Annotated in this window: 20 protein-coding genes; 13 read left to right on the forward strand and 7 right to left on the reverse strand. The window is 68.3% G+C overall.

Features of this window, described 5'->3' with window-relative positions; translation table 11 throughout:
- The first annotated feature begins 330 nt into the window (after nt 1-330).
- Entirely contained in the window at nt 331-1,188 is an 858-nt protein-coding gene (locus tag QMF80_RS14930) for a hypothetical protein (RefSeq protein WP_283453343.1), read from the forward strand.
- Here QMF80_RS14930 and QMF80_RS14935 read toward each other — a convergent pair.
- From QMF80_RS14935 to QMF80_RS14945, 3 genes are all read right to left on the reverse strand, one after another.
- Nucleotides 1,179-2,024 carry an aldo/keto reductase gene (locus QMF80_RS14935; protein ID WP_283453345.1) on the reverse strand — a complete coding sequence of 282 codons (846 nt, stop codon included), beginning with the start codon at nt 2,022-2,024 and terminating at the stop codon, nt 1,179-1,181. The two genes, QMF80_RS14930 and QMF80_RS14935, sit on opposite strands and share 10 nt — an antisense overlap.
- Nucleotides 1,958-3,169: a JmjC domain-containing protein gene (locus QMF80_RS14940; protein ID WP_283453347.1), complete on the reverse strand. Its 1,212-nt coding sequence runs from the start codon at nt 3,167-3,169 to the stop codon at nt 1,958-1,960. Before QMF80_RS14940 ends, QMF80_RS14935 begins: the two co-directional genes overlap by 67 nt.
- A 91-nt stretch (nt 3,170-3,260) precedes the next feature.
- Nucleotides 3,261-3,416, reverse strand: a complete 156-nt coding sequence (locus QMF80_RS14945) for a hypothetical protein (RefSeq protein WP_157853303.1) — start codon at nt 3,414-3,416, stop codon at nt 3,261-3,263.
- A gap of 745 nt (nt 3,417-4,161) precedes the next feature.
- Between QMF80_RS14945 and QMF80_RS14950 the strand changes: the two genes are divergently transcribed.
- Nucleotides 4,162-5,520, forward strand: a complete 1,359-nt coding sequence (locus QMF80_RS14950) for an NsdA family TPR-like regulatory protein (RefSeq protein WP_283453351.1) — start codon at nt 4,162-4,164, stop codon at nt 5,518-5,520.
- On the opposite strand, the gene QMF80_RS14955 is transcribed toward QMF80_RS14950, so the two are convergent.
- From QMF80_RS14955 to QMF80_RS14965, 3 genes are all read right to left on the reverse strand, one after another.
- Nucleotides 5,490-6,023 (reverse strand): NUDIX hydrolase, encoded by a 534-nt coding sequence (locus QMF80_RS14955; protein ID WP_283453353.1) that lies wholly within the window; start codon nt 6,021-6,023, stop codon nt 5,490-5,492. The two genes, QMF80_RS14950 and QMF80_RS14955, sit on opposite strands and share 31 nt — an antisense overlap.
- A gap of 76 nt (nt 6,024-6,099) precedes the next feature.
- On the reverse strand, nt 6,100-6,873 hold the full coding sequence (locus QMF80_RS14960; RefSeq protein WP_283453355.1) for an HAD family hydrolase: 774 nt from the start codon (nt 6,871-6,873) through the stop codon (nt 6,100-6,102).
- Nucleotides 6,874-6,875: 2 nt separating this feature from the next.
- Complete coding sequence (locus QMF80_RS14965) at nt 6,876-8,390, reverse strand: helix-turn-helix domain-containing protein (RefSeq protein WP_283453356.1); 1,515 nt, start codon at nt 8,388-8,390, stop codon at nt 6,876-6,878.
- A 295-nt stretch (nt 8,391-8,685) separates the two neighbouring features.
- On the opposite strand from QMF80_RS14965, the gene QMF80_RS14970 reads away from it, so the two are divergent.
- The 5 genes from QMF80_RS14970 (at nt 8,686) to QMF80_RS14990 (ending at nt 13,733) form a co-directional block, all read left to right on the forward strand.
- Nucleotides 8,686-8,880 carry a hypothetical protein gene (locus QMF80_RS14970; protein ID WP_283453358.1) on the forward strand — a complete coding sequence of 65 codons (195 nt, stop codon included), beginning with the start codon at nt 8,686-8,688 and terminating at the stop codon, nt 8,878-8,880.
- Nucleotides 8,881-9,079: 199 nt separating this feature from the next.
- A complete protein-coding gene (locus QMF80_RS14975; RefSeq protein ID WP_283453360.1) occupies nt 9,080-10,093 on the forward strand; it encodes a hypothetical protein in 1,014 nt (337 codons plus the stop codon).
- A gap of 78 nt (nt 10,094-10,171) precedes the next feature.
- Nucleotides 10,172-11,707 carry an amino acid permease gene (locus tag QMF80_RS14980; protein WP_283453363.1) on the forward strand — a complete coding sequence of 512 codons (1,536 nt, stop codon included), beginning with the start codon at nt 10,172-10,174 and terminating at the stop codon, nt 11,705-11,707.
- Nucleotides 11,707-13,152, forward strand: a complete 1,446-nt coding sequence (locus QMF80_RS14985; RefSeq protein ID WP_283453364.1) for a glutamine synthetase family protein — start codon at nt 11,707-11,709, stop codon at nt 13,150-13,152. The genes QMF80_RS14980 and QMF80_RS14985 overlap by 1 nt, the downstream gene beginning before the upstream one ends.
- 107 nt (nt 13,153-13,259) lie before the next feature.
- On the forward strand, nt 13,260-13,733 hold the full coding sequence (locus tag QMF80_RS14990) for a LuxR C-terminal-related transcriptional regulator (RefSeq protein ID WP_283453366.1): 474 nt from the start codon (nt 13,260-13,262) through the stop codon (nt 13,731-13,733).
- Between the two features lie 36 nt (nt 13,734-13,769).
- Here the strand turns inward: QMF80_RS14990 and QMF80_RS14995 are convergent, their stop codons facing one another.
- Nucleotides 13,770-14,120, reverse strand: coding sequence for an NUDIX domain-containing protein (locus QMF80_RS14995; RefSeq protein ID WP_283453368.1), 351 nt, complete (start codon nt 14,118-14,120; stop codon nt 13,770-13,772).
- Nucleotides 14,121-14,454: 334 nt separating this feature from the next.
- Here QMF80_RS14995 and QMF80_RS15000 point away from each other — a divergent pair, with 334 nt between their 5' ends.
- The 6 genes from QMF80_RS15000 (at nt 14,455) to QMF80_RS15025 (ending at nt 23,684) form a co-directional block, all read left to right on the forward strand.
- Entirely contained in the window at nt 14,455-16,344 is a 1,890-nt protein-coding gene (locus QMF80_RS15000; RefSeq protein WP_283453370.1) for an ATP-binding cassette domain-containing protein, read from the forward strand.
- A gap of 141 nt (nt 16,345-16,485) precedes the next feature.
- Nucleotides 16,486-17,370: a phosphotransferase enzyme family protein gene (locus QMF80_RS15005; protein ID WP_283453371.1), complete on the forward strand. Its 885-nt coding sequence runs from the start codon at nt 16,486-16,488 to the stop codon at nt 17,368-17,370.
- Between the two features lie 37 nt (nt 17,371-17,407).
- Nucleotides 17,408-18,184, forward strand: coding sequence for an MFS transporter (locus QMF80_RS15010; protein WP_283453373.1), 777 nt, complete (start codon nt 17,408-17,410; stop codon nt 18,182-18,184).
- 162 nt (nt 18,185-18,346) lie between these two features.
- Entirely contained in the window at nt 18,347-19,732 is a 1,386-nt protein-coding gene (locus QMF80_RS15015) for a site-specific integrase (RefSeq protein WP_283453581.1), read from the forward strand.
- Nucleotides 19,732-21,510, forward strand: coding sequence for a hypothetical protein (locus QMF80_RS15020; RefSeq protein ID WP_283453375.1), 1,779 nt, complete (start codon nt 19,732-19,734; stop codon nt 21,508-21,510). Before QMF80_RS15015 ends, QMF80_RS15020 begins: the two co-directional genes overlap by 1 nt.
- Nucleotides 21,507-23,684 carry a site-specific integrase gene (locus QMF80_RS15025; protein ID WP_283453377.1) on the forward strand — a complete coding sequence of 726 codons (2,178 nt, stop codon included), beginning with the start codon at nt 21,507-21,509 and terminating at the stop codon, nt 23,682-23,684. Before QMF80_RS15020 ends, QMF80_RS15025 begins: the two co-directional genes overlap by 4 nt.
- The last annotated feature ends 1 nt before the right edge of the window (nt 23,685 follow it).

The following is a 23,685-nucleotide window of genomic DNA, read 5'->3' on the forward strand; positions in this document are numbered from 1 at the left end:
TCACCAGCGGCCGTTCCTTCACGCGACGTTGCTCGACACCTCGAAGCGTGAAGAACGGCCGTCCCGCTGTCCCCGGAACGAACCAAGATCAGCAGGTCGGGTGACCAGCGAGGTTAAACAAAAAGCTGAGGGATGCGGATCCTGATCACCGTGAGCGCGGCCACTGCCCAGGTCAAGGAAGACTCGTCCACCGCGGAAGACTTGGGCAAGGCGGGCACCATTCTTGCTACGGCCAACGAATAGGGGAAGTTGATGTGCTCCGCGTTGACGGACGGATCGTGTCGGCGCTGCTCTTCCTGCTACGGTCGTTCGTTCGCCGAGGAGGTCGTGATGACTGGATCCCTGCCCGTTGCTGCCCAGGTGGATTTGCGCCGTCAGCCGGTGGAAGAAGTGTTGGAGCGTGTGGAAGCGGCCCTGCATGTGCGGCTGGATCGGCAGGCATTGGTACGCAAGCGCCGTTCCTTGGGGGGCCGTTCGGACCGGGGGACGTGGGTGCGTATCGAGCGGCGGGGATTCGAGCGGATCGGCCCGCAGGGCTGGAACGGGACCGAGGCCGCTGCCGTGCTGCAAGGGGTCGCGATGCCCCAGTGGTACCGGGGCGTCGCGTGGCGCGAGCCGGGCGAGCCTGTGATGTGGCGCGCGGACGAGCTGGAGCTGATTCCGTCGCCGCCTGTCGGCAAGGGCGCCCTGCTGCTCGAAGACCCGGGCCTGCCGGACGAGTGGTGGGAGGCGTTGAACGCTTCGCTGGACGCGCTTGCCTCACAGCAGACGCCGCGGATCGCGACGCCGGACACGGTGACGATCACGCAGGAGCAGGTGGCCCAGGCCCTCGGGGCGGTCTTCCCCGAGGTGGCCGATACGCGGATCGAGCGGTGGGCGCCGGCTCATGCGGATCTGACATGGGCCAACGTGATGGGACCGGAGTTCTCGCTCATCGACTGGGAGGACTGGGGCATGGCGCCCCGGGGCCTGGACGCCGCAACGCTGTGGGGCAACGCGCTTGCCGTCCCGGGGCTCGCGGACCGCGTCCGCCATGAGCGGCGTGCGGACTTGGAGAGCCGGGACGGCAAGCTGATGTCGCTGTTCTTCCTGTCGAAGATCGTCGGACCCTACGCGTACGAGGAGGATCCGCTGCTGGCACCGGCCCGGAAGGAAGCCGCGCGCCTGGTAGCCGAGCTTCAGCTCTGACGGCGTCCATGGAGGGTCCGCAGGTACTGACTGACGGCGGCGGTGTCCACCTCCGCGCCCAGGGCCTGGACCAGCTGGGCCAGGTGCCCAGGATCGTCGGTACCGACGGCCACCGCGGAGGCGGTGGGCAGGTGGAACGCGGTCCGGAACGCCGCCTGAACGCGGGACAAGACATCGTGGGGCGGTCGGAGGAACGGGCGGGGGTCGAATTCCTCCCACACCTTCCCGTGGCCGCCACCGAAGGGACTCATGCCCCAGGTCTCGCCCGCCTGCCAGGCCGTGCGCAGGACGGTGGTGGCGTCGAGTAGATCGATGCCCACGAGGAACCCGGTCCGGACCATCAAGACGTCCGGAGACGGAAGGTCGTCCACCTGGACCACGCCGAGCGACCGGGTATCCCAGGAGGCCACACCCCACCCGCGGCACAGACCGTCACGGGTGGCGTCGGCCAGGGTGGTGCAGGCATTGCCGAGGAGGGCGTGGCCATCGGCCGGGGACAGGCCCGCGAGGCTCCGTTCGGGGTTGTGGAGGAGCACGGTGTCAGGTTCCCTGCCGAGCTCCCGGGCCGCCCGCTCGACGGCCAATCGCAGCCGGACCGGATCAAGGGAGTGCTCAGCACCTCCAGCGCTCGGGAAGAAGCCCACCTTCGTGGAGAGGGTGAACCTCGGCAGTAGATCGGCTGCCGTCTCGGCCAATACCGCGTGCGAGCGGAAGCCGAGGTAGGGAGCCGCAGTGTCCAGGGCGGTGACGCCGAGGTCGAGCGCGGCCGTCAGGATGTTCCGGTGGTGACGAGACCGGTGTAGGCCGAGGACAAGGCGGGGGTCAGCTCCGTGCACAGTTCCTCCTTCACCAGGACTTCGGCGAGCTGTTCCACGTCCACGCCGGTCTTCGCGGCGGCGTCGGCGATGTCGACGGGGTGGCCGCTCAACAGCAGGGCCAGGGCGGGGTACGCCTTGCCGGCGAACGTGAGCTTCTTACCCGCAGCGAGGACATCCACGGTGTCGCCCTGCTGCTCGATCACGGGCTCGAAGTCGGTGACGCACACGACGGCCGCGGGGTTGCCGAACAGGCCGGTGGCCGGGACGTGCCGGGCGGCCAGGCGTTCCCGCTCGCGGGCATCGAAGAAGTCCTGCGGAGTCAGCTTCGTAGCCATCTCGGCGACGACGTCGGCCAGGAGCTGCTGCTGTCCCTCCCACTGGCCGGGGGAGTTCCAGCGGTCCAGGTCGTAGCGGAACAGGTCCTGCGTGCGGGCCTGGTCGGCGAGCCAGGCCAGCCAGTTCACGCCGACGCGCTTCACGATGCCGAAGGTGGCATGGAGGCTGTAGCCGTCGCCCTGGTCGTCGCGGGTGGCCTGGTGCCAGAAGCCGCGCGGGATGTGCATCACGTCGCCGGGCTCCATGACGCCCTGCCACACGATTTCCTCGCTGGGCTCGGCGTTGGGGGCGGAGTCGCGGTACATCGGAACCTTGCGCGAGGTGCCGCGGACTTCCCAGCTCTTGCGGCCGGCGAGCTGGACGATCACGGTGTCGTGGTCGTCCCAGTGGAGCTTGAAGCCGCTGGCGTCCTGGGTGGTCAGGTAGGCGTTCACCTGTACCAGTTCGCGGGCCCACCACTGGAGCGCACGGCAGGTGGCCTCCATGGCCGGGTCGAAGAAGTCGACCTCGTCCAGGACCATGGTGCAGCCCTCGCGCATCAGCCCGCCGACGCGGCGCATGTCGGCCATGGGGATGGCCTGTCCCCGCCGGGTGACGGAGGGCTGGATGTAGCGGCCGGGGTGCAGTTCGGCCCCGTCCTGGAAGATGCGGAACTGGGGCGTGGTGACGCTGCGGCGCATCACCACGTCCAGCAGTTTCCTGGGGTTGAGCAGGCGATCGAGCAGTTCAAGGTCCTCGATCGTTCCCCGGGCGAAGGCGGCTCCGAGTGCACCGGGCCCGTCCCAGCCGAGGGCTTTCTCCAGTGCGGTGACGAAGTGGTGGTCCACGTGTTCCTCCGGTCGGCGTCATGGGCGTGAGGGCCCGGGGGCCCGTCGTGGATGACGGGCCCCCGGTCGGTGCTGCGGCGTGCTGGTGGTGCTACTCCTGCGGGAGGTTCAGGCCGTCGCGGTTCTCACCGTCGTCGCCCGCGGAGGTACCGGTGGAGTCGGACTCGGCCGCCGCGGCGGTGAAGCGGTCCTGGACCTTGATCAGGCTCTCGACGCCGATCAAAAGGTCTTCCTTCTGTGCTGCCATGTGTGTCTCCATTTCCTGGAAGTCCAGGGCCGACGGGTGCCAGCCCAGCCCCGATGGGGCGTGCCTCACCAGCTCGGTTGTTTCGGGGCCGGTGAGGAGACGGAGGTGGCGTGAGGCCACGGATCGAGCGAACGCGGGATTCGTGCCGGAAGCCGGTTGCCGGTCAGCGGCCGGGATCACCGGCGATTGCCAGGGTGACCACCAGGACGATGACGACGGCGGCGTAGAGGAGCACGGCGAGCTGTTGGCGCCAACCCCGCGGCGCTCGACCGCGTACCCAGGAATCCCGTTCTAAGGGAGCTTTCAACGTCGGAAGGCGGCCACTACGCCGCCCCCGGCGCGATGGATGCCGGCTGAAGGGCACGGACCGACGACGAGGTACCGCCACAGCGGGGGCACTCGCACGGGGGGTAGCGGCCAGGGTTGGAGAGGATGTCGAACGGGTCGCCTTCCAGGACCCGTGTGTTCGGCGACCACGTCCGGCCCGAGTCCCGCGATACCCGGATGCTCATCAGGACGCGGGGCTCTATGCCCAGCTCAGGGGTTGCCCCGAGGGCCGTTCGCTCTGTGTCAGGAGTGCCCGCCGAATCGTTCAAGGCGGTCGTCCTCGGTCGCTTCGCCATGTTCAGAAGGATCGCGATCAGGACGACGAGCCAGAAAGGCCCAGCGGATTACCCAACTTGGGTAACATCACGTTCGGTTGAGACCTTGAAGCGATCCGTAGTCTTCCTCCGGAGCGTGCCCGATGCCCGAGACACGTCGTACGAAGGAACTACCAGTAAGTCTGCTCACCGAGCCCGAGATGATCGACGCGTGCCGCCTGCGCGACTTTGCGAGGGTCTTTCGCCTGGTCAAGACTCGGGCAGGCATCTACCCGTCGATGATCGCGCGGCAGTGCGAGCTGACGCCGAGCCGAGTGGGAGAGGTGATCGCGGGTCAGCGACAGCTCCTCCACATGGACGTGATCGAGCGGATCGCCGATGGATTGCGCATCCCGGGGCACATGCTCGGGCTTGCCCGCCGTACGTGGGAGACGCCGGCTGTATTGGCCGTAGCCGAGCGGGAACGGCCGGAGTTCGGTCACGTGCCCGTTGAGCCGAAGCCCCTCAGCGCCTTACCGGGCGTGGAGGTGGACAGCATCCTGGCCCTGGCCGCCGGGACCAACCCGAGCCCATCCACACTGCACGCCCTGCGTTCTTCGATCGAGGACTACTGGCGTCGCGACGACGAGCACGGGGGCGAGACGCTTCGACCCGCTGTCGTCGGCCAACTGCGATACGTCGAAGGGCTACTGAAGGACCAGCGACCGACGCCGATACAGCACGGCCTGTACGGCATCGCGGCGGAGCTGGCGCGGCTGACCGGGTGGACGTACTTCGATGCCCGGCAGTACCACCAGGCTCGCGCATACTTCTCCGAAGCTCTGCAACTGGCCCGGGAGATTGACGACCACCCATTCATGGCCAACGTGCTGGCGTGCATGAGCCTGCAAGCGACCTACCAGGACAAGCCGACGGACGCCCTTGCGCTGGTGTCTGCCGCCCAAGACCAGGCCCGAGCGGCCAGCGGCACGACGCCGAGAGTCCGGGCCATGCTGGCCATGCGTGAGGCGTTCGCCCACGCGACCTTGGGCGACCGGACAGCGACCCACACCGCGATCTCCGAGGCACACAGTCAGTACGGCCGGATCAAGGCGGACGACCCGGACCCCGCATGGGTGACGTACTTCGACGAGCCGAAGCTCATCGTGGACACGGGCATCGCGCACGGCCGTCTCGGCGAGGCAGCGATCGCCGAACCGTTGATCGCGGACGCGCTGGAGCGAGAGGACCCCGCGAACCAGCGCGGTAGGGCGTTCCACGCCTTCTGGTTGGCCCGTACGCAGCTCCAGCGCGGCAAGCTCGACCAGGCGTGCCACACGGCGATCGAGGCGCTGGTGCCCGCCGCAGCCGTGTCGTCCGAGCGGGTGACCGGGCACCTTCGCGAGTTCTACGAACAGCTTGCGCCCTATCGCGAGGTGCCGGCCGCAGTCGCCTTCGAGGCACGCCTACGAGCGATGCTTCCCCCGCAGGGTCAGCGAACCCCTCCATCCATCAGGACGTAGAGCAGGCCGACGAGCGAGCCGCTGCTGACGATCTCGCGGCGGTCGATCATGCCCCGGATGTTCGCCAGCGGAATCCACTCGATCCGGTCCGACTCGTTCTTCTCGGTCGGCGGCCCGTCGTACGTGGCGCCGACCGCGCGGAACAAGTGGTGCTGGGAGTCGGTGATGCCGTTCGCCGGTTCGGCATAGATCAGCGGCTTCATCGGGCCCGGACGCCAACCAGTCTCTTCGAGGACTTCACGGGCGGCAGCCTCACCAGGCGTCTCGCCTGCCTCCACCAGGCCCATGGGCAGCTCCCAAGCCCACGCGTCCGTGATGAAGCGGTGACGCCACATCATCAGGACCTCTTGGCGGTCGTTGATCACAGCGGCCACAGCCAGGTGGCGGAGCTTGACGACGTGGTGTTCCCAGCGGTTCCCGTCCGGCGTCTCGATGTCGGTGAGCCACAGGTTCACCCACTTGTTTTCGTAGATCGGACGTTCACCGTGGATCTTCCACTGCATCGCTGCGGCCCCTCTCGATCGGCCTCCAGCATCGCAGAATAGGCCTGTACGGCGGCCAGGTTCAGGCAAATTCACGTCACAATGACGAATATGGGCGGGGCTCTTCAGCGCTGCCGACATTGGCACGGCTCGTCGTCGTCAGCGCAACGATGCCCTCCAGAACCCGTGCCACGTCTGCGAGGGAGTCGAATACGAGGTCGGCGCCAGCCTTGGTAAGTTCGGCGGCCGTGGTCTTGCCCGATGCGATGCCGATGACGGGGGCACCGCCCTCGAGGCCGGTGCGGACATCCTCCAGCGAGTCCCCGATGATCACGGTGTTCGAGCGGGTGAAGACCGTGCCGTATTTGACCTGGGCGCGCTTCTGGGCGATGGCGACGAGCGCCGGCCGGTGGTGGTCGTCAGAGGCGAAGCCGCCGATCTCGATGTCGAGGAGGCCGTCGAGGTCGAAGGCGGCGAGCTTGAGCACGGCGTTCGGTTTGAGGTTCCCGGTCACGGCGGTCGGGATCAAGCCGGGGTGATCGTGCATCGCACGCAGCGCTGCGGCGGCTCCTGGCATGAGGACGCCCTGTGCACGCAGATCCTCCGCATGTGTGGCGAGGTGGACCGGCAGGAGATCCACCATGCGCGGCAGCAGACCATCGACTTCGCCTTCCGGGACTCCGTTGTCGATAAGGAGCGATCGGATAGCCAGCGGCATGGTGACGCCGGTGCCGCGGGCCGGCAAGTGTTCGGCGGGGCGGCCGACGACCTCGGCGAAGGTCTCGCGGTAGACCTGCCGGTCGATGTCGCCGACGTACAGCAGTGTGCGGTCGATGTCCCACAGCACGAGGACCTGCTGGGCCTGGGTCACGTTCAGCTCCTTGCACCGGTCACGAGTGCGGAACGGTCGATCAGTTCCCGAGCGTACGGGCTGCGGCGAACCGGGGCGAGCTCGCCGATCATGTCCTCGATGTGCTCGTTGAGGCGGGCCGATTGGAGCTGTTCGGCAAGGTCGAGCGCGTGGTGTGCCGTGGTGCAGCCTGCTTCGAGCTCGCCCTTCCGGAGGTAGGCGGAGGCCGCGCGGGAGAGGAACAGGGCGTTGGTGCGTTGGTCTGCCGGGTTAAGGGCCTTGCGTGCCTCGGTGAAGCTGACGGCGGCATAGGGCGCATCGTCCAGGTCGAGATAGGCGCTGCCCGACTGGCCGTGGATCTCACCTTCGTTGATCCAGTACAGCCAGTGGGGGTCGAACTCGGAACGCCCCCGGGCGCAGAGTTCAGCTGCCTCGCCGAGCGCGATTAGGGCTGCCTGCCGTTCCCCGAGTTTGGCATGCCCGCGTGCTTGCCGGGTCAGCAGCATCGCCTCCAGGGCGGGGGTGCCCAGGGTCTTGATCTTCTCGCGGGCGGCTCGAGCCGCGGTGACTGCGCTGCGTGGCTGTCCGGTGGAGTATCCGTGGATGGCCAGGTAGGACAGGGCGCCGGCCCCCAGGCGGTCGTCGCCGGAGACCTTGGCGGCGCGTAGTGCGGCGAGCAGGTAGCTCTGCGCGTGGTCGTGGCGCCCGGAGTCGAAGGCGAACCAGCCGGTCTGGGTGGCGGTGTCGGCGACAATGGCCGCCAGGCGGCGGCCTATGTCCTCGGTGTATGACGCCTTCTGTAGAAGGCGTTTGAGGAGTTCGAGGTGCGCGTCGCCGAGCTCGGTGAGGGTGCCGCTGCCGGCGCTGGCGTCCATGATGCGCAGGTGGTCGGTGGTCGCCTGCAGGTTGTCCAATAGGTCTGAGGTGAGCTGGCTGCCGTCCGCAGCGCGTTGAAGGGGCTCTGCCTCAGCTGTGCCCCAGTAGTGGACGAAGGCGGTGAGCGCGATGCCGCTCACCGTGAGGAACTGCCGACGGTCAAGCACGTCGCCTCCAACCGCGTGGTTCAGTGCCGCCACCATACGGGCCGCAGTCCAGGGCAAGGTTGGGTCGAGATCTCCGGCCGACTGGTCCGCCGGCCGCTGAAGCGGTCTGCCCGCTGACCGTGGGAGCGGGAGCTGTAGGAGCTCGGCGGGTGCGCCGATGCCTGCGACGAATTCGATGATCTTGTCGATGTTGGTGAGGCGGCGGCTGCCCGACTCCAGCATGGACAAGAACGCCTGGCTCAGTCCCGTGAGCTGGGCCATGTCCTCTTGGCGCAGCGAGCCTCGCTGTCTGATTAAACGGCTGGCCTTGCCGAAGTCCAGGGCTGCAAGGGCCTGCCGGACATCGAGGTCTTGCCAGACCCGCTCCGGTACGGCGGGTAACGCGGGGGTGGAAGGGATGCGAGATCGCGCGCAAGCGGAGCAGAGCCCGTCCGGGTTGTACTGGCTGAGCCGGCAACCGCAGTCGTCGCACTGTCGCAGCGCCTGCTGGGCCACCTGTACCTCCCCTAACGAAAGTGCGTCAGCCGTCGGCGTAGCCCGCCGAAAACCGAGATCACCTCAGTGATATCACCGGCGGAATGTGCGCACCGGGCGTTTCCCGGTCAGCCTTGTGCCTCAATCAGCCTCTGTTCAGGGCCGATTACCACTCGCAGCACGAACGCATCCGGGCCCGTGTACCTCTCGCACCGGTTCGTCGGCAATGTCGTCGGAAATGGGCTTGGGCTCCGCTACGGGGGACTTGAGCCGGGAACGGGCCACATCACCGGCGGTTCGGAAGGGGGACACATCCGTGGCGGTCAGCATCTCCGCTGTCGTGCTGCTCGCGGTCCTCGTCATCCTCTTCGTCAAGAAGGGCGGGCTGAAAGCTGGGCACGCCGTCGTGTGCGTGCTCCTGGGGTTCTACCTGGCCAGCTCTTCGATGGCCCCCGCGATCGCCGAGTTCGCGACGAACGTCGCGGGCCTGATCAGTGGGATCAAGTTCTAGACCGGGCGCTGGCAGTCCGGTGGATCTTTCCGGCCGCGCAGCGATCCTGTCCGGCACCAACGTCCCTCTCTCTGCCGAGGAAGCATTCGATGACCGCGAAGAGCATGACGCACCCTTGTACCGCGATCGAGAGCACGAGGTTTCAACTTTCCCGGCCCTCGACTGCGACCGTCGACGACCCCGGCCGCGAGGTGCACTGATGCGCCCCGTTTACCACCCGGCCGGCACCGATGAAGCCCTCGGTATGGCCATGGTCGAGTTGCAGGCCGGCCGGTGGAGACCGGCGCGTGACTTGCTGGCGGCAACTGGTGGGCAGTGGGGGCTGCGGACGTCGCGTACGCAGGTCCTGGCAGTCACGGCTGCCCACTCCGATGTGATGGGCGTGTGGCTGGCGGAGGAGCCGAACAGTTACGACGCCCAGGTGATGCGTAGCCGCGTGTCGGTGGAGCGAGCCCTGCGCGCCCATCACCAGCAGCACGCAGGCGCTGCGGCATTGGAGGAGGCTGCACGGCATGCCTCGTTGATGATGGCGCACCGGGAGCCGCGGGATCCGGTGCCCTGGATCTGCTTGCTCGCCCTCGCACAGATCGATGGACGCCAGGTGCGCCGGGAGCATCGTGAGGTCTCGGCAGAGCCGATGCTGCCGAGCGGGCCGTGGGGGCTGCTGCACGGGATCAACCAGCGCGACCCGTACAACCGGGAGGCGTACCACCGGGTAATGCAGTTCATCCTGGCCCGCCCCGTCCCACCGGCGGCCTCACTCGCCGCGGTCTTCGACTTCGGCCGATGGGTGGCCTCGTGGTCGCCAGCGGGTTCCCCGTTGCTGCTGCCGCTGTACGCGCTCGTCGAGCAGTGCCGGCAGCAGTCCCTCCAGCACCGTGCCGATCCGCTGTGGCGTCGGCAGTGGGCGCAGGAGCCGACGATCGCGTACACGGTCAAGGCGTTCCACCACTGGTTCAAGCAGCCGGATACCGTGCGGCGCTCGGTGACAGACCTGCACCACCTGGCGTACGCCTTGTGGGCCGGCCACCGGTTCGTGGAGGCCGCCGAGGTGTTCACAGCCGCGGGCACCTACGCCTCACGGGAGCCGTGGGCGTCCGTCCACGAGGACCCAAACCACCCCGACGGCGGCGAGACTCTGCTGCTGCGGGCCCGCCGGGAGTCCCTGTCCTTCGCACGCACCCACGCACCTCACGCCGGACCGGTGCGCTGACCATCGCGCACAGCAAACACGACTTGGCATGCACCTGCCTTTCCGTGCCCGTTCCACCCATTCCATGGAGGATGTCCAGTGTTACGAACACGCCCGACTCGCCCCGCGCCGGGACCCCAGACAGATGACGCATTCCTTCGAGAACTGGGCTACGAGCCAGTGCTCGCCCGCCGCATGGGCCCGTTCGGCAACTTCGCCATCAGCTTCTCGGTGATCTCCGTGCTGAGCGGCTGCATGACCCTGTACGGCTTCGGTCTCGCGACCGGGGGGCCCGCCGTGATGATGTGGGGCTGGATCGCGGTCGGCGCCATGGTGATGCTCGTGGGAGCCGGCCTCGCCGAGGTCACCTCCGCGTACCCCACCTCGGGCGCCCTCTATTACCAGGCTGAGCAGCTTGGCGGGCGCAAGTGGGGCTGGTACACCGGCTGGCTGAACCTGCTGGGCCTGCTCGGTGCGATCGCTGGCATCGACTACGGTGCCGCGCTGTTCACCGGCGCCTTCTTGAACCTGCAGTTCGGCTTCGTCCCCACGCCGGGCAAGATCATGGCGATCTACTTCTGCATCCTCGCGCTGCACGCCACCCTCAACCTCTTCGGTGTCCGGCTGGTGAGCATCCTGAACTCCACCAGCGTGTGGTGGCACCTGGGCGGGGTCGCCGTCATCGTCGGCGCGCTGGCGATCGTCCCGTCACACCACCAGTCCCCGTCCTTCGTCTTCGGGGAGTTCGTCAACAACACCGGCTGGTCCAGCTCGCTGTACGTGGTGCTGATCGGGCTGCTGCTCGCCCAGTACACGTTCAGCGGGTACGACGCCTCTGCGCACCTGTCGGAGGAGACCACCAACGCACAGGTCTCCGCGTCCCGCGGCATCATGCGGGCGATCGGCTGGTCGTGGCTCGCGGGGTTCGTCCTGCTGGCCGGACTGACCTTCGCCATCCAGGACTACGCCGCCACCCAGGCCACCGCGACCGGGGTGCCGCCGGCCCAGATCTTCCTCGACGCCCTCGGCGTCGCCGGCGCGAAGGGCCTGTTGCTGGTGGTGATCGTCGCGCAGCTGTTCTGCGGCAACGCCGAGACGGCCGCCGCCAGCCGGATGGTGTTCGCCTTCTCCCGGGACGGCGCCCTGCCCGGGTCGAAGCTGTGGCGTCACGTCGATGCCCGCACCGGCACCCCGACCCGCGCGGTGTGGCTGGCGGTCGGCGTGGCCGCGGTTCTGGCGCTGCCGTCGCTGTACAGCCCGACCGCGTACGCCGCCGTCACCGCGATCAACGTCATCGGGATCACACCCGCGTACGCCATCCCGATCTATCTGCGGATCCGCAACCGCCACCGCTTCCAGCCCGGCCCCTGGAACCTGGGCCGCTGGGGCGTGCCCGTCGGCGCGATCGCTGTGGCCTGGGTGGTCTTCGTGACCGTGCTGTTCTGCCTCCCCCAGTCCCGGCCCGCGTCCGGTCTCGTCTCCGTGACCACGTTCAACTACGCACCCATCGCCCTGCTGGTCGTCCTCGCCCTGGCCACCGTGTGGTGGCGCGTTGCGGGACGGGACTACAAGGTGCCGACCGCGGCGGCCGACGCGGGCTCGGGCATGGCCAGGATCCAGGAAGAAGTCATCTGATGACCGCTGTGTCCACCCAGACCGGAGCCACGCCGCGCCCGAGCGGCCCGTCGCAGCGTGATGCCGATGCCGCCTCGACCGCCCCGCGGCGGCCGGCCCGGGCGTTCAGCGTCGACGAGTTGCGCAAGGCCGTCGGAGCCGGCGTAATCGACACGGTCCTCCTCGCCGTTCCCGACCTACAGGGCCGCCTCAAAGGCAAACGGTACGGGGCGCGGCACTTCCTCGACCGTGTCCTCGACGGCGGTGCGGAGATGTGTGCCTACCTCCTGGCCACTGATGTCGACATGACGCCCGCCGATGGGTTCGCGCTCACGTCCTGGGCGAGCGGGTACGAGGACATGACGGTCGTGCCGGACCCCTCGACGCTGCGCACCCTGCCGTGGATGCCGCGCACCGCGCTTGTCCTCGGCAACGCGATCGGTCTGGACGAGGAGCCCATCGAGGTGGCGCCGCGGCAGATTCTGCGCCACCAGCTGACCCGGCTTGCCGCCCACGGGCTGCACGCCCAGGCCGGCCTGGAGACCGAGTTCATGCTCTACCGCGGCACCTACACCCCGACCGTCGGCATCGGCCCGGGCGGACTCATGCCGGTGACCGAGGAGAACCTGGACTACGCCCTCGACCACACGCCGGACACCGACCGGCTCTTCCGCCGCCTCCAGGGCTCGCTGTCCAAGGCGGGCATGCCCGTCGAGGCGATCAAGACGGAAGGCGCGCCGGGCCAGGTCGAGGTCACCTTCCCCTACGGCGCTGCGCTGCCCGCGTGCGACAACCATGTCGTCTTCAAGCACGCGGTGCGCACCCTCGCAGGGCGGTCCGGCATGACGGCCACGTTCATGGCCTCCCCCCAGACGGGCATCGCCAGCGGACTCCACCTGCATGTCTCCCTTACGCGCAGTGGCAATGCCATGCTCCCCGATGCGGCCGGACGGCTGTCCGAGATCGGCGAGCAGGCCATCGCCGGGCTGCTGACGGCGCTGCCGGGGCTCGCCCCGCTGTACGCGCCGAACGTCAATTCCTACAAGCGGTACGTGCCCGGCTCCTTCGCCCCCACTCGCATGGCGTGGGGGTGGGACAACCGCACGTGCGCCGTGCGACTCACCGGCCACGGTCCGGGCCTGCACTTGGAGATCCGCGTGCCGGGGGCGGACGCGAACCCGTACTTGGCTCTCTCCGCCGTTCTCGCTTCGATCATCCACGGAATCGAGCGGCAGCTCACCCCGTCGGCACCCTGCATGGCCAACGCCTACGAGGCCACCGACGTGCCCCTCCTGCCCCTCACCCTCGGTCAGGCCCGCTCCGCGTTCCGGCACAGCCCCGTCGCCCAGGAGGCGTTCGGGAAGGAGGTGGTCGAGCACTACGCCCACCTCGCGCAGCTCGAACTCGTCCACCATCGCGGCATCGTCACCGACGCGGAACAGGCCCGCTGGTTCACCCGCGCCTGATCCTGCCGCACCAAGACCAGACTCCGGCCGGGAGAGTTCCCCCCTCGGTCGGGGTCTGCCCAACCTGCACCACCACACCACCGCCGCCGTAACGTAAGGACCCGATCATGTCCGCACGGCCCGCCACGGCCGCCTCACATCCGACCCCGGCACAGGTGAAGATCGCTGGAACACTCGCCCAGGGCATGAGCACCGCCAAGGCGGCAGCCGAACTGGGCCTGTCCGAGGGCACCGTCGCGATCCAGATGTCGCACGGGAACCGGCGGGCCGGAGTACGCCACCGTCACGCCCTGGTCCACGCGTGCTACGTCACCGAGCAGCTGCCCCGGCCGGGGCCGACAGCACCACCGCCCGGCGGCGTCGACGACATCGAGACCAAGATCCTCTGGTCCCTCGCCCTGGACGGAACCTACGCCGAGATCGCAGAGCACTGCGACCTCTCCCACGACGGGATGAAGAAGCGGATCCGAGCGCTACGGGCGCGCTGGAGCGCCGAGCACGACCCGCACCTGATCACCCTGGGTTGGATGTTCGGCGTACTCGACGCCTCCCACGGAACCGGCGGCCACCAGGTCACGTAGCTGCATACGGCCACGTTGTCAGTGGCCTTTGACAAGCTACTCCCCCACACAACAGACAACACTGGATTCCTCGATACATCCAACCTCCGCTCCGGCCGTCGCGAAGGCATAGCCGATGTCCAGGTGGTAATGCTCCGGCTCGTCCTTCGCGGGCCTGGCCGGCACCTGGCCGAACTCGACGTAGGCGGGAAGCCCGGAGACCTGGACGATCCGCCCGGGGTCGATGCCCGTCTCCTCGTAAAGCTCCCCTATGGCCGCGCCCAGCAGCGCGGTATCTGTCGGTTCGAGATGCCCGCCTGGCTGCAAAGTGAGCCCGTAGGCCCGGTCATCGACCAGCAGGACCTCGGCGCGCCGCGGACCAGGAGCGCGCCGGGCGGTCACATGCATCGGGAAGGTCCGCCGCGAGGCGAACCTTCAACCAGGCAGGTGCACAGTCAGCTCCACATTGGTCCGTGGCGTACGAGAAACCCCGCACTCTACAAGCGGGCCCGGCCCGATCCGCTCCAACTCGCCCGTGGCCTTGCGACGCTTGGGAACCTCGGCGATTCGGCCAACCTCCCTTGGTGGCACGGGCGTTACGGGGGGCGGGTCGGTGTAGTTTCCACGGTCCCCCGCACGCTCTATTCCGGGACTTCGGGACCGACCGAAAAACGTGTGTTCGAAAAATGAGGGCTGTCGTTGAGCTTCCGACAGCGTCCGAACGGCAATCCAGGGGGACCCGATGACCACATCCCAAGCACACAGCAAACCGGCCGGTGCTCCGCCTCCGCCGCCTCCGGCGGAGATCACCTACAGCGGGCAGTACTCGGTCAATCCGCTCGCCGAGGTCTCCTTCCGAAGGATGTGCGCCACGCTCCCGTCGGTCCTGTCCCGGATCGGCCGCCTGTCGTGGCAGACCGACCGGCAGGCCGTCCGGCTCCTGATCGGATGCCAGGTCATCACGGGCGTATCCGCCGCGGTACTCCTGGCCGCCACCGCCCGCGCGATGGGGCCCGTACTCGGCGCCGGAAGCGCCGGCGACCGTCTCCAAGGGGCGCTGCCCGCGCTGCTCGTGGTCGCGCTCGCCGCCACGATGAACCGCGTCGCGGGGGCCGTGTCCACGTACGCCGCCCGGCGGATCACCCCGCTGCTGACCTCGGAGACGGACAGCGCCCTGGTCGAGGCCGTCTGCCGGGTCGAGGCCGCGGCCTACGCCGGGGACGGCTTCTCCGACCGACAGGAGGCGGCCGAGATGGGGGTGGTCCGCACCCACGTGATGGTCACCGACGCCCAGCGCTTCATGTCCTCGCTGATCCGACTAGTCACCGCCGGCAGCGTCCTGTCCGTGCTCAACGTCATGATGCTGCCCCTGCTGCTCCTCGCCGTGCTCCCGGCCGGTATCGGCGCCGTACTGACCGCCCGCGTCGACTACGAGATCCACTACTCCAACATCTCCGACCGCAACGTGCGGGGGATGATGCGCTGGTGGGCCACCGCGTCCCAGTACGGTGACGAGGTCCGCGCCAACTCCATGACCGACTACCTCGTCTACTGGTACCGGGCCCTCTCGGACCGGTGCGACCAGCGGAACCTGGCCGCAGCTCCACGGACGCTGCGGATCTCCCTGCTCTCCGCGCTGGCCGGCGGCGTCTTCCTCCTCGCGACCTGGGGAGCGCTCGCCTGGCTCGCCGTGACCGGCCGTATCGAACCCGCCATCGCCGCCACGGCCGTCATCGCCGTCCAGACTGCACTCGCCGCCCTCTCCCAGGTCATCATCAACGGCGCCGCGATCTTCCACACCAGCCTGTACCTCACCGACATGCAGTCCTTCCTCGACGAGGCCGCCGCCCGCACTCCCCAGCGCGGACCGCGTGAGATCACCGGCCCGGTCCAGCAGATCCGGCTCGACGAGGTCGTCTACCAGTACCCGGGCAAGGACAAGCCCGCGGTCGATGGCGTCTCCCTCGCCCTCGAGCGCGGCCAGATCCTCGCGATCGTCGGAGCGAACGGCTCCGGGAAGTCGACCTTGCTACGCCTGATCACCGGGGTCTACCTGAGCGACAAGGGCCAGGTCGCCTGGAACGGAAGTGATCTCGCCGACACCGACCCAGGCACCGTCTGGGCCCGCACCGGCCTGGTTCCGCAGGAGTTCGCCAAGTGGCCGTGGCGGGTGCGCGAGAACATCACCCTCGGCCAGCCCCGCACCCACGACGACGGACCCGTGTGGGAGGCCATCGACGCGGTCGGCCTGCGCGAAGCCGTCGAAGACCTCCCCAACGGGCTCGACAGCCTGCAGGCCCGCGACATCTGGGGAGGAGTCGAGTTCTCCGGCGGGCAGTGGCAACGGGAGGCGTGCGCCAGGGCGCTGTACCGCAAGCCCGAGCTGCTGATCCTGGACGAGCCGACGTCTCAGATGGACCCGCGCGGTGAGCACCTGATCTTCGAGCAGATCAAGGCCATCGCCGCCGACCGGATCACCATCATGGTCACCCACCGGCTGGAGAACACCCGGATCGCGGACCACATCATCGTGCTGGAAGAGGGCCGGATTTCCGAGCAGGGCCGCTACGACGATCTTGTCCATGGTGGCGGGACCTTCGCCGAGCTCCTCGCGTTCTCCCAGGACCGCTGACCTTCATCACCCTGCCCGACCCACCGTCGGCCGGCGCGGCCGACCCGGCAAGGAGGACTCGTTGTTCCCCCACCTCACCGCATCCGACGGCAGCGTGCCCTGCTCCGTGAGATCCGCAAGCCCGAGCAGGAGGACCGTCCGATGAGGCAGCCGAAGCCACTACCGCCGACGGTGCGGAGGTGGGCGGAGCAGCTGATCGGGCCCGTCGTATCCGTACGCGACGCCTCGCACGACTGGGACCGCTCCCGAGTGTGGGAGGTGGAGGGCGCTGACGGCGTACACCGGTACGTGAAGGTGTCCCCGAGCGAGAAGTTCTTCACCCGTGAAACCCGCGCATACAGGTATGTCGTTCCCACCCTCGGGCACAGTCGGGCACCCCAACTGATCGACAGCCGCGCCGAGGACCTGGCCCTGCTGCTCACTGCGGTACACGGTGCCCCGGCGAAGGAGCTCGGCCTGTCCGCCGGTGACTGGCGGGCTGTGCACCAGCAGGCCGGGGCGCTGTGTGCCCGGCTCCATGAGGCCGGGGAGCTCGGTCGGGCCGATCGGGTGGAGGCCGAAGCCTCCCTGGGGGCCGCCGCCGACGGGGCGGAGAAGTATTTGGCCCGCGCCGGTGACCGGCTCAGCGGCGGTGAGCAGCGACTGGTCCGCGACCACGCCGCCCAGCTTCGCTGCGTCGGTCCGGTACCCGTCGGTTACATCCACGGCGATAACCAGCCCAGGAACTGGATGGTTTCCGAGGGCGTGCTCGCCATCATCGACTTCGAAAGGACTCGGCCGGCCGCCCGTGTCCAGGACCTGGTCATCTTGGCGGTCACCCAGTGGATCGACCATCCGGACCGCGAGCGGGCGTTCCTCTCGTCCTACGGGCGCGCTCTCACCGACGCCGAGCGGCATGCCCTGCGCTGCCTGACCGCGCTGGACGCGGTCAACTGCCTGGCCTGGGGCCCGGACAACAACGACGAGGTGGTCACGGCCCGAGGCCGGCGGACCCTGGACCGGCTGATGAAGGAGATCGGGTCGTGAGCAGGGTTCCCTCGGAGCGCCCGGGCGGTGGAGGTCGGTGACGGCCCCCGCCCAGATGGCGAAGTCCCCGCGGTGGACCTCACCGGCACTGCGGCTACTGGTCGCGAGCGAATGCGCGAGCCTGTCGGGATCGGCGGTCAGCGCCGTCGCGATCCCGACCTTGGCCGTGCTCCTGCTCCACGCCTCTACCCTCCAGATCGCTGTGCTCGCCTTCCTCGGCCAGCTGCCGTACGCGATCGTTGCGCTCCCGGCCGGTGCGCTCTCGGACCGCCACCCCAAGCGCCCCCAGATGATCGGCGCCGATATCGCGGCCGCGCTCGCCCTCGCAACCATCCCGGCCGCCGCCGTGTCCGGCAAGCTCAGCATCGGCCAGCTGTACGCGGTCGCCGTCGTCCTCGGCATCGCCAAGATCGTGCATGGTGCGGCATCTATCAGCTACTTGCCCGTCCTCGTCGAGCCCCGCCACCTCCAGCGCGCGAACGGGCGCCTCGGTGCGGCCTCGTCGGTCGCCGACAGCCTGGGAAGCAACTTGGGCGCCGCACTGATCGCCGGCGTCGGCGCGGCCCGCTCGGTGATCGTCGATGTCCTGTCCTACCTCGTCTCCGCTGCCCTCGTCTGGCGCATTCGCACCCCCGAGCCGGCCGCCCCGCGGCCACAGGGCCGACGCAGCCTCGCACGGGACATCCGTGAGGGACTGCACTACGTGGCCGGACAGCCGACGATCCGCACGGTGATCGCGGCGTTGTCCACGCTCAGCTTCGGACTGAGCGTCATGAACACCTACTGGGCGTACTACCTCCTTGTTCCCGCTTAGCGACAGTGTTGCTTACTGCCTGATGTGCCACCTGACCTGCTCGTTTGTTTGTTGCACTCAGCCGGGTTGCATTGATACTCATCGGCCATGCACCAATCGACGTACTCATCAGCGGGCTGGGAGTCCTGGGGCCTTGCGTTCAGTCCGGCGATCCCGGAGGGGATGCCGTTGCTGTTCGACGACGACCTCCTCTTCGAGGACAGCAACGGCGTCCGTCCCACAACCGTGATCAACTGTTGGGCCTGCGAGCTGCCGGCGAACGGATGCCCATCGCCGAATTCGTGGCCCTACTACGTACGGACGGTGCGTGAGTGGCTGGAGTTCACATCCGAGCACGGGGTCGCCCTGTTCGACACGCGGCGTCGCCTGAAGGCGGCGTTGGGCGCGTACTCCGTCTATCGAGCCCGGGGCCCCCTCAAGCACCGCTTCGAGGCATCTACGTGGAACCAGAACATGGGGATTCTGGCGGGTTTCTACAAGTGGGCGAAGGATGAGGAGTACGCAGACTCCGAGCCGTTCACGTACCGGCAGGCGGTCTGGGCCTTCAAGGGGCAGGTCCGTCGCGGACGGGTCAACCAGTCACGAAGGCGCCAGGCCAAGCCCCATGTGACGATCAAGTATCTCGACGACGACTTCACGGACATCCTCCTGAAGGCGTTGGCGGGCCTGGGCCCGGACGGGGAGCGGGATCTGCGCTACCGAGGGCGAGAGTTGGCCCGAAACTCGGCGGTCGGCCGAATGATCGTCTCCAGCGGGCTACGCAGCCAGGAGTACACGTACTTGCTGGTCTGCGAGGTGCCCGCGCTTCCCTCTCGGCGGACCGCGGTGCCGGTGTCGTTCCCGATCCCTTCCGGGATCACCAAGGGAAGCAAGTACCGCGAGTCGTGGATCGATTACGACGCGCTGGCTGAACTGCACTCCTACATCGCTCTCGACCGGGCAGCGGCGACGTTCGGATCGCCGTGGCGTCCGCCGGCCCGGTGGGGGGAGCCGCTGTTCGTGACGGAGGCCGACCAGCGGGGAGGGCGTGTCAACGGGGTCCGTGTGCAGTGGAGTGCGCTCGTCCCTGACGAGCGGCGGCGCCTGGTCGCCCCGGACGGTGGTTCGATGCTGCTGTCGGTGTGGGGCCAGGGACGCCCGTTCACCGGATGGTCCTCGGTCTTCGCCAGGACCGCGGATCGCATCCGAGAGCGTTACGAGCCGCGCTTCCCGCACGTCAATCCGCATCGGCTGCGTCACACCATGGCCATGGCGACCATGGCTCGGCTCATGCGCGGCTGGTATGAGCAGGCCGCGCGGCAAGTCCGCGACACCGATGACGATGCCGCCCTGGCGCACTACCTGCGGACCCAGGAACCGCTGCTGATCCTGCGCGATCTGCTGGGACATACCACTTCACTGACCACGGAAGCGTACCTCCACCGCTTGGACGTGCTCCGCCTGTTCACCTCCCTGTACCGGCGGGTCGGCAAGGAGTACGGCCTGCTGGACGAGGAGGCCGAGCTTGAGCTCGAGACCGAGTTCGACGACGAACTGGCGGTGGTCTGATGCCGGCCACCGTCACGCTTGACCCGCTGGGCGTGCACTGCATCTTCAGCGACGGGTCGGAGTACCGCCGCAGCCTGCGCGTGCGGCGCCCAGTGGAGATCCCGGGGCTGGCACGCACCCTGCTGGAAGGCGCTACGGATCTTGTCCATCCGCACGGCCAGGTCGACAGCGCGGGAGGTATCGACCTCTACCTCACGGCCGTCCGCGGCTTCACCGACTGGCTGGCCGAGTTCGGGTTCACCGGCGAGGCATCCGAGCTGACGCGCGCGCTCCTCGCCCGGTACTGGCGGCGAGGGGTGCGATCCTCCCAGGAGAGCGCACTGCGGGCGATGCTGCGTTGCGCCGACGACCAGGGCCAGGTGCTGGCGCCGGACGTGCGCGCGTTCGTCGACGGCCGGCTGTTCAACACGGGCGAGAGGTACGGCTCGCACCAGCCGTACAGCGAGGCCGAATGGGCCCGGCTCATCCGTACCTGCCGGGACGAGGTCGACAGCGCCTTCCGCGCGTTCCGCGCGGCCCGAGAGCAGGGTTCGGAAGGTGACGGGCCAGGGGCCTCACTCCGCGAGCGCACAGCCCATCACTGGCTGGTGCTTCACCGCGGGCCCGATCCTCTCGTCAACGAGATGGCAGAGAACGGTTCCTTCCCCTTCCGGCAGAGATACGGGGTCGGTCTACGCGCCGTGCTGGATCCGCTGATCCCGACCCTGGACGTGATGATCGCCTATCAGCTGCTGTTCGGCGCTTACACCGGGATCGTGCCGGACGGGATCGCGGACCTGGGACTCGACGACATCGAGTGGGCGGGTGACGAGAAGATCCTCCTCAGCTACGTCAAGGGCCGCACGGCGGCGGAGGGCCTTGCTCTGTCACGTCAGGCCACTCGCCTGCTGGAACAGTGGCTCGATCACTCCGCGGTGGCCCGCCGCTTCGCGCCCGAGGAACTGCGCCACGAACTCTGGGTGCGCTTCACGCCGGGCGGCACAAGGGCCGGAGGTCGATGGTTGGCCAAGCCGCCCACGCGCCTGTCCATATGCGCTTGGGTCGTTCGGCGCCAAGCCGTCGACGAGGACGGGCGCCCCATGCAGATGACTGGCGACGATGGTCTCCCCCTGTCCCTTCACCTGCACCGCATCCGCACTACGCACGACGCGCTGCAAGACCGGTCACATTGGCGCGGCAGCCGCCGGTCCACGCTGGATCCGAACCGGTCCCCCGGCGTCGAGGGGGACCACTACCTGACGAACACGACGCCGGCGCAGCGCACGGCAGTGGAAGACATCATCGCCCAGGCCCAGGAAGACCTCGTCCGCCGGGCGCTGCCGCCCTTGGTGCTGGCCACCGCCGAAATGGCCGACCTGGTGAAGAACTACCCCGAGCACATGAAGCGGCTCGGCCTGGACGACGACGCCTTGGCGCAGTTGCTGTCCGGGGAACGCGACGTATTCACCGCCGCATGTGGCGACCAACTGTCGGGACTCCACGGGCCGAAGGGCAAGCCCTGCCCGGCACGTCCGTGGGTGTGCCTGCTGTGCCCACTGGCCTTGTTCGCACCCCGCCATTTGCCGAACCTGCTGAGACTCCGGGCGTTCTTCTCCCGCCAGTGGCAGCAGATGACCACCGCCGAGTTCATCCCCGTTTTCGGCCCGTACGCCCACCGTCTCGACGAGATCCTGACTCCCGACCGGTACTTCTCCGAGCCTGCGCTGCGCGCCGCTGCTGCCGAGGTCACCGACTTGGACATCGAGCTTCCCTTGCGGCCCGAGGAGCACACCGTATGACCACTCCGCACCACCCCACGGCCCTCTCGGCTACGTTTCGCCGCCCCGTCTTTCAAGGTGAAGACGTGTGTGCTGCGGCCAGTCTGCCGGTCCACGGCGCGGGCCCGCACCCGCACTTCGACGACGACATCTGGGACTTCACCGGTGTCATCGGACTGCCCCGGTACCTTTCCCGCCACGCCCGAATCTTGTCTTACCTGGAGATCCTCAATCCCCAGTGGAGGGCACTCGCAAAGGAGTTCCTCTTCGCCCGGCTCGCGCCGGACCACCCTGCGGTGCGAGAGCTTGCCCACGCCTACCGGACGCCAGTCCAGGTAGCCACGGTGAACGGGCGCCTGACCCTGCTGACCGGCTGGCTGAACTGGCTCACCGAACAGGGCGTGGACAACCTCGGCGAGGTCACCCAGCAGCACTGCGCCGCCTACCTGGAACTTCGCAAGAAGGTACGGGACAAGCATGGGGTCGTCATCCGCGACAGCGGCCCCGGCTACCGCATGGAAGTAGTGGCGGTCATCCAGGAACTGGGCTACTACACCGAATTGTTCTCCACCGACGGCTACGTGCCGACCTTCCGTCCGTGGGGGCATCGCACGGCGTACTCCGTCGCCGGCATGGTCCGGCGAACGGGCAACACGACGCCCCCGCTGAGCAACGACGTCTTCCAACCCCTCGTGGCGGCGGCCCTGTACGTGGTGGAGGTGCTGGCGCCGCACGTCGTTGAACTCCAGCAGCAGTTGCAGGAGATGATTCCGAACCGACCAGGCCGTAACAGCAGGCGCCCGACCTGGAAGGTCGAGGTCGCGCAGGCCATCGACCGCCACATACAGGAGGGCGATCCGTTCGATGTAGCCCTGGACCACGTTGTAGCCGAGCGGCTGGCGGACGGCTGGGCTCCGGACGATCCGCTGTTGCGGGTCAACCTGATCTCCCTGGCTCACGAGACCGGACGGCACGCCTTCCACTACACGTGGCTGCCCACCCTGCGCGGTCGCCTCGAGGAGGCCGTCAGGGGAGTCGGCCTCGTCAAACGCTGGGGACGGGCGGCTGCCCTGGTAGAGCGCGCGGACGGACGGGGCAGTGTCCCCTGGACCCTCCCGATGAACACCACCGAGGCCCGACTGCAACTCTCCCGGGCTCGCACAGCCTGCCTCATCGCGCTCGCCGCCCTGACGGGAATGCGTAAGAGCGAACTGGCCGAGCTGACCCATGACTGCCGCCAGCCTCCCGAACAGCTTGGCGAGGGCCGCCTGCGCTACCGCCTGAAAGGCAAGGTCATCAAGGGGCGGAAGCTGGGCGGTGAACACGATCAGTGGGTGACCGTCAAGCAGGCGTACGACACCGCCGGCGTAGCGGTCTCGCTCGCTGACCCGGTGAAGAACACCGGACACCTGTTCAAGTCGCTCTCCTTCTTCACCCCATACGAATGGTTCGTGACCTGGGTCAATGGCCCGGAAGGACTTCGGCTTGGACTGGCGCCGATCCCCGAGGTACCGGTCAGTCTGCGGATGCTTCGGCGCACCCTCGCAGTGGAAATGGCACACCGGCCCGGTGGTCTGCTGGCCGCCAAGATCCATCTCAAGCACATTTCCGTGGTGACCACCGAGGGCTACGCGGACCGCCCCGGTGGGGCCCAGTCGGTGCTGATGGCCGAGTTCGGCCAGGAAGAGCGAGAGCACAAGATGCGCGTCGCCCTCGATGCCTTCCACGACTACCAGAACGGTATCCGGCCTGCGGGGCCCGGCGCCAGCGACCTCCTGGACTTCTTCGCGTTCGTCGACGAACAGTTGGATTCGTCCGGGGCACCGAACATCAAGCGCAGCGACCAGGAGGTGACGAACCTGCTCGCCAAGCGGGCGAAAGCTCTGCATCTGGGGCCGGCGAACTACTGCTGGTTCCTCGATCCATCCAAGGCGCTGTGCCTCAAGCTCGCAGGGGCCCATGCCAGTGGGGCGACAGAGCCCTTGATCGGCATGTGTGATTCGGCGCGGTGCCCCCAGGCCACCCACCATGCCGGGCATCGCCCGGTATGGGCGGCCAGCGCCGAAAGCAAGAAGGTCTTCATTGCCACCATCGGACGCGCACAGCGGACGGAGAAGGCCCGGCTGAGTACGGAACTCGCCCGCGATGAACGGGTGCTGGCCGAGATCGACGCCCTCTGCGGAACGGGGGCATGAC

The organism is Streptomyces sp. G-G2, assembly GCF_030063135.1.
Classification (GTDB): domain Bacteria; phylum Actinomycetota; class Actinomycetes; order Streptomycetales; family Streptomycetaceae; genus Streptomyces.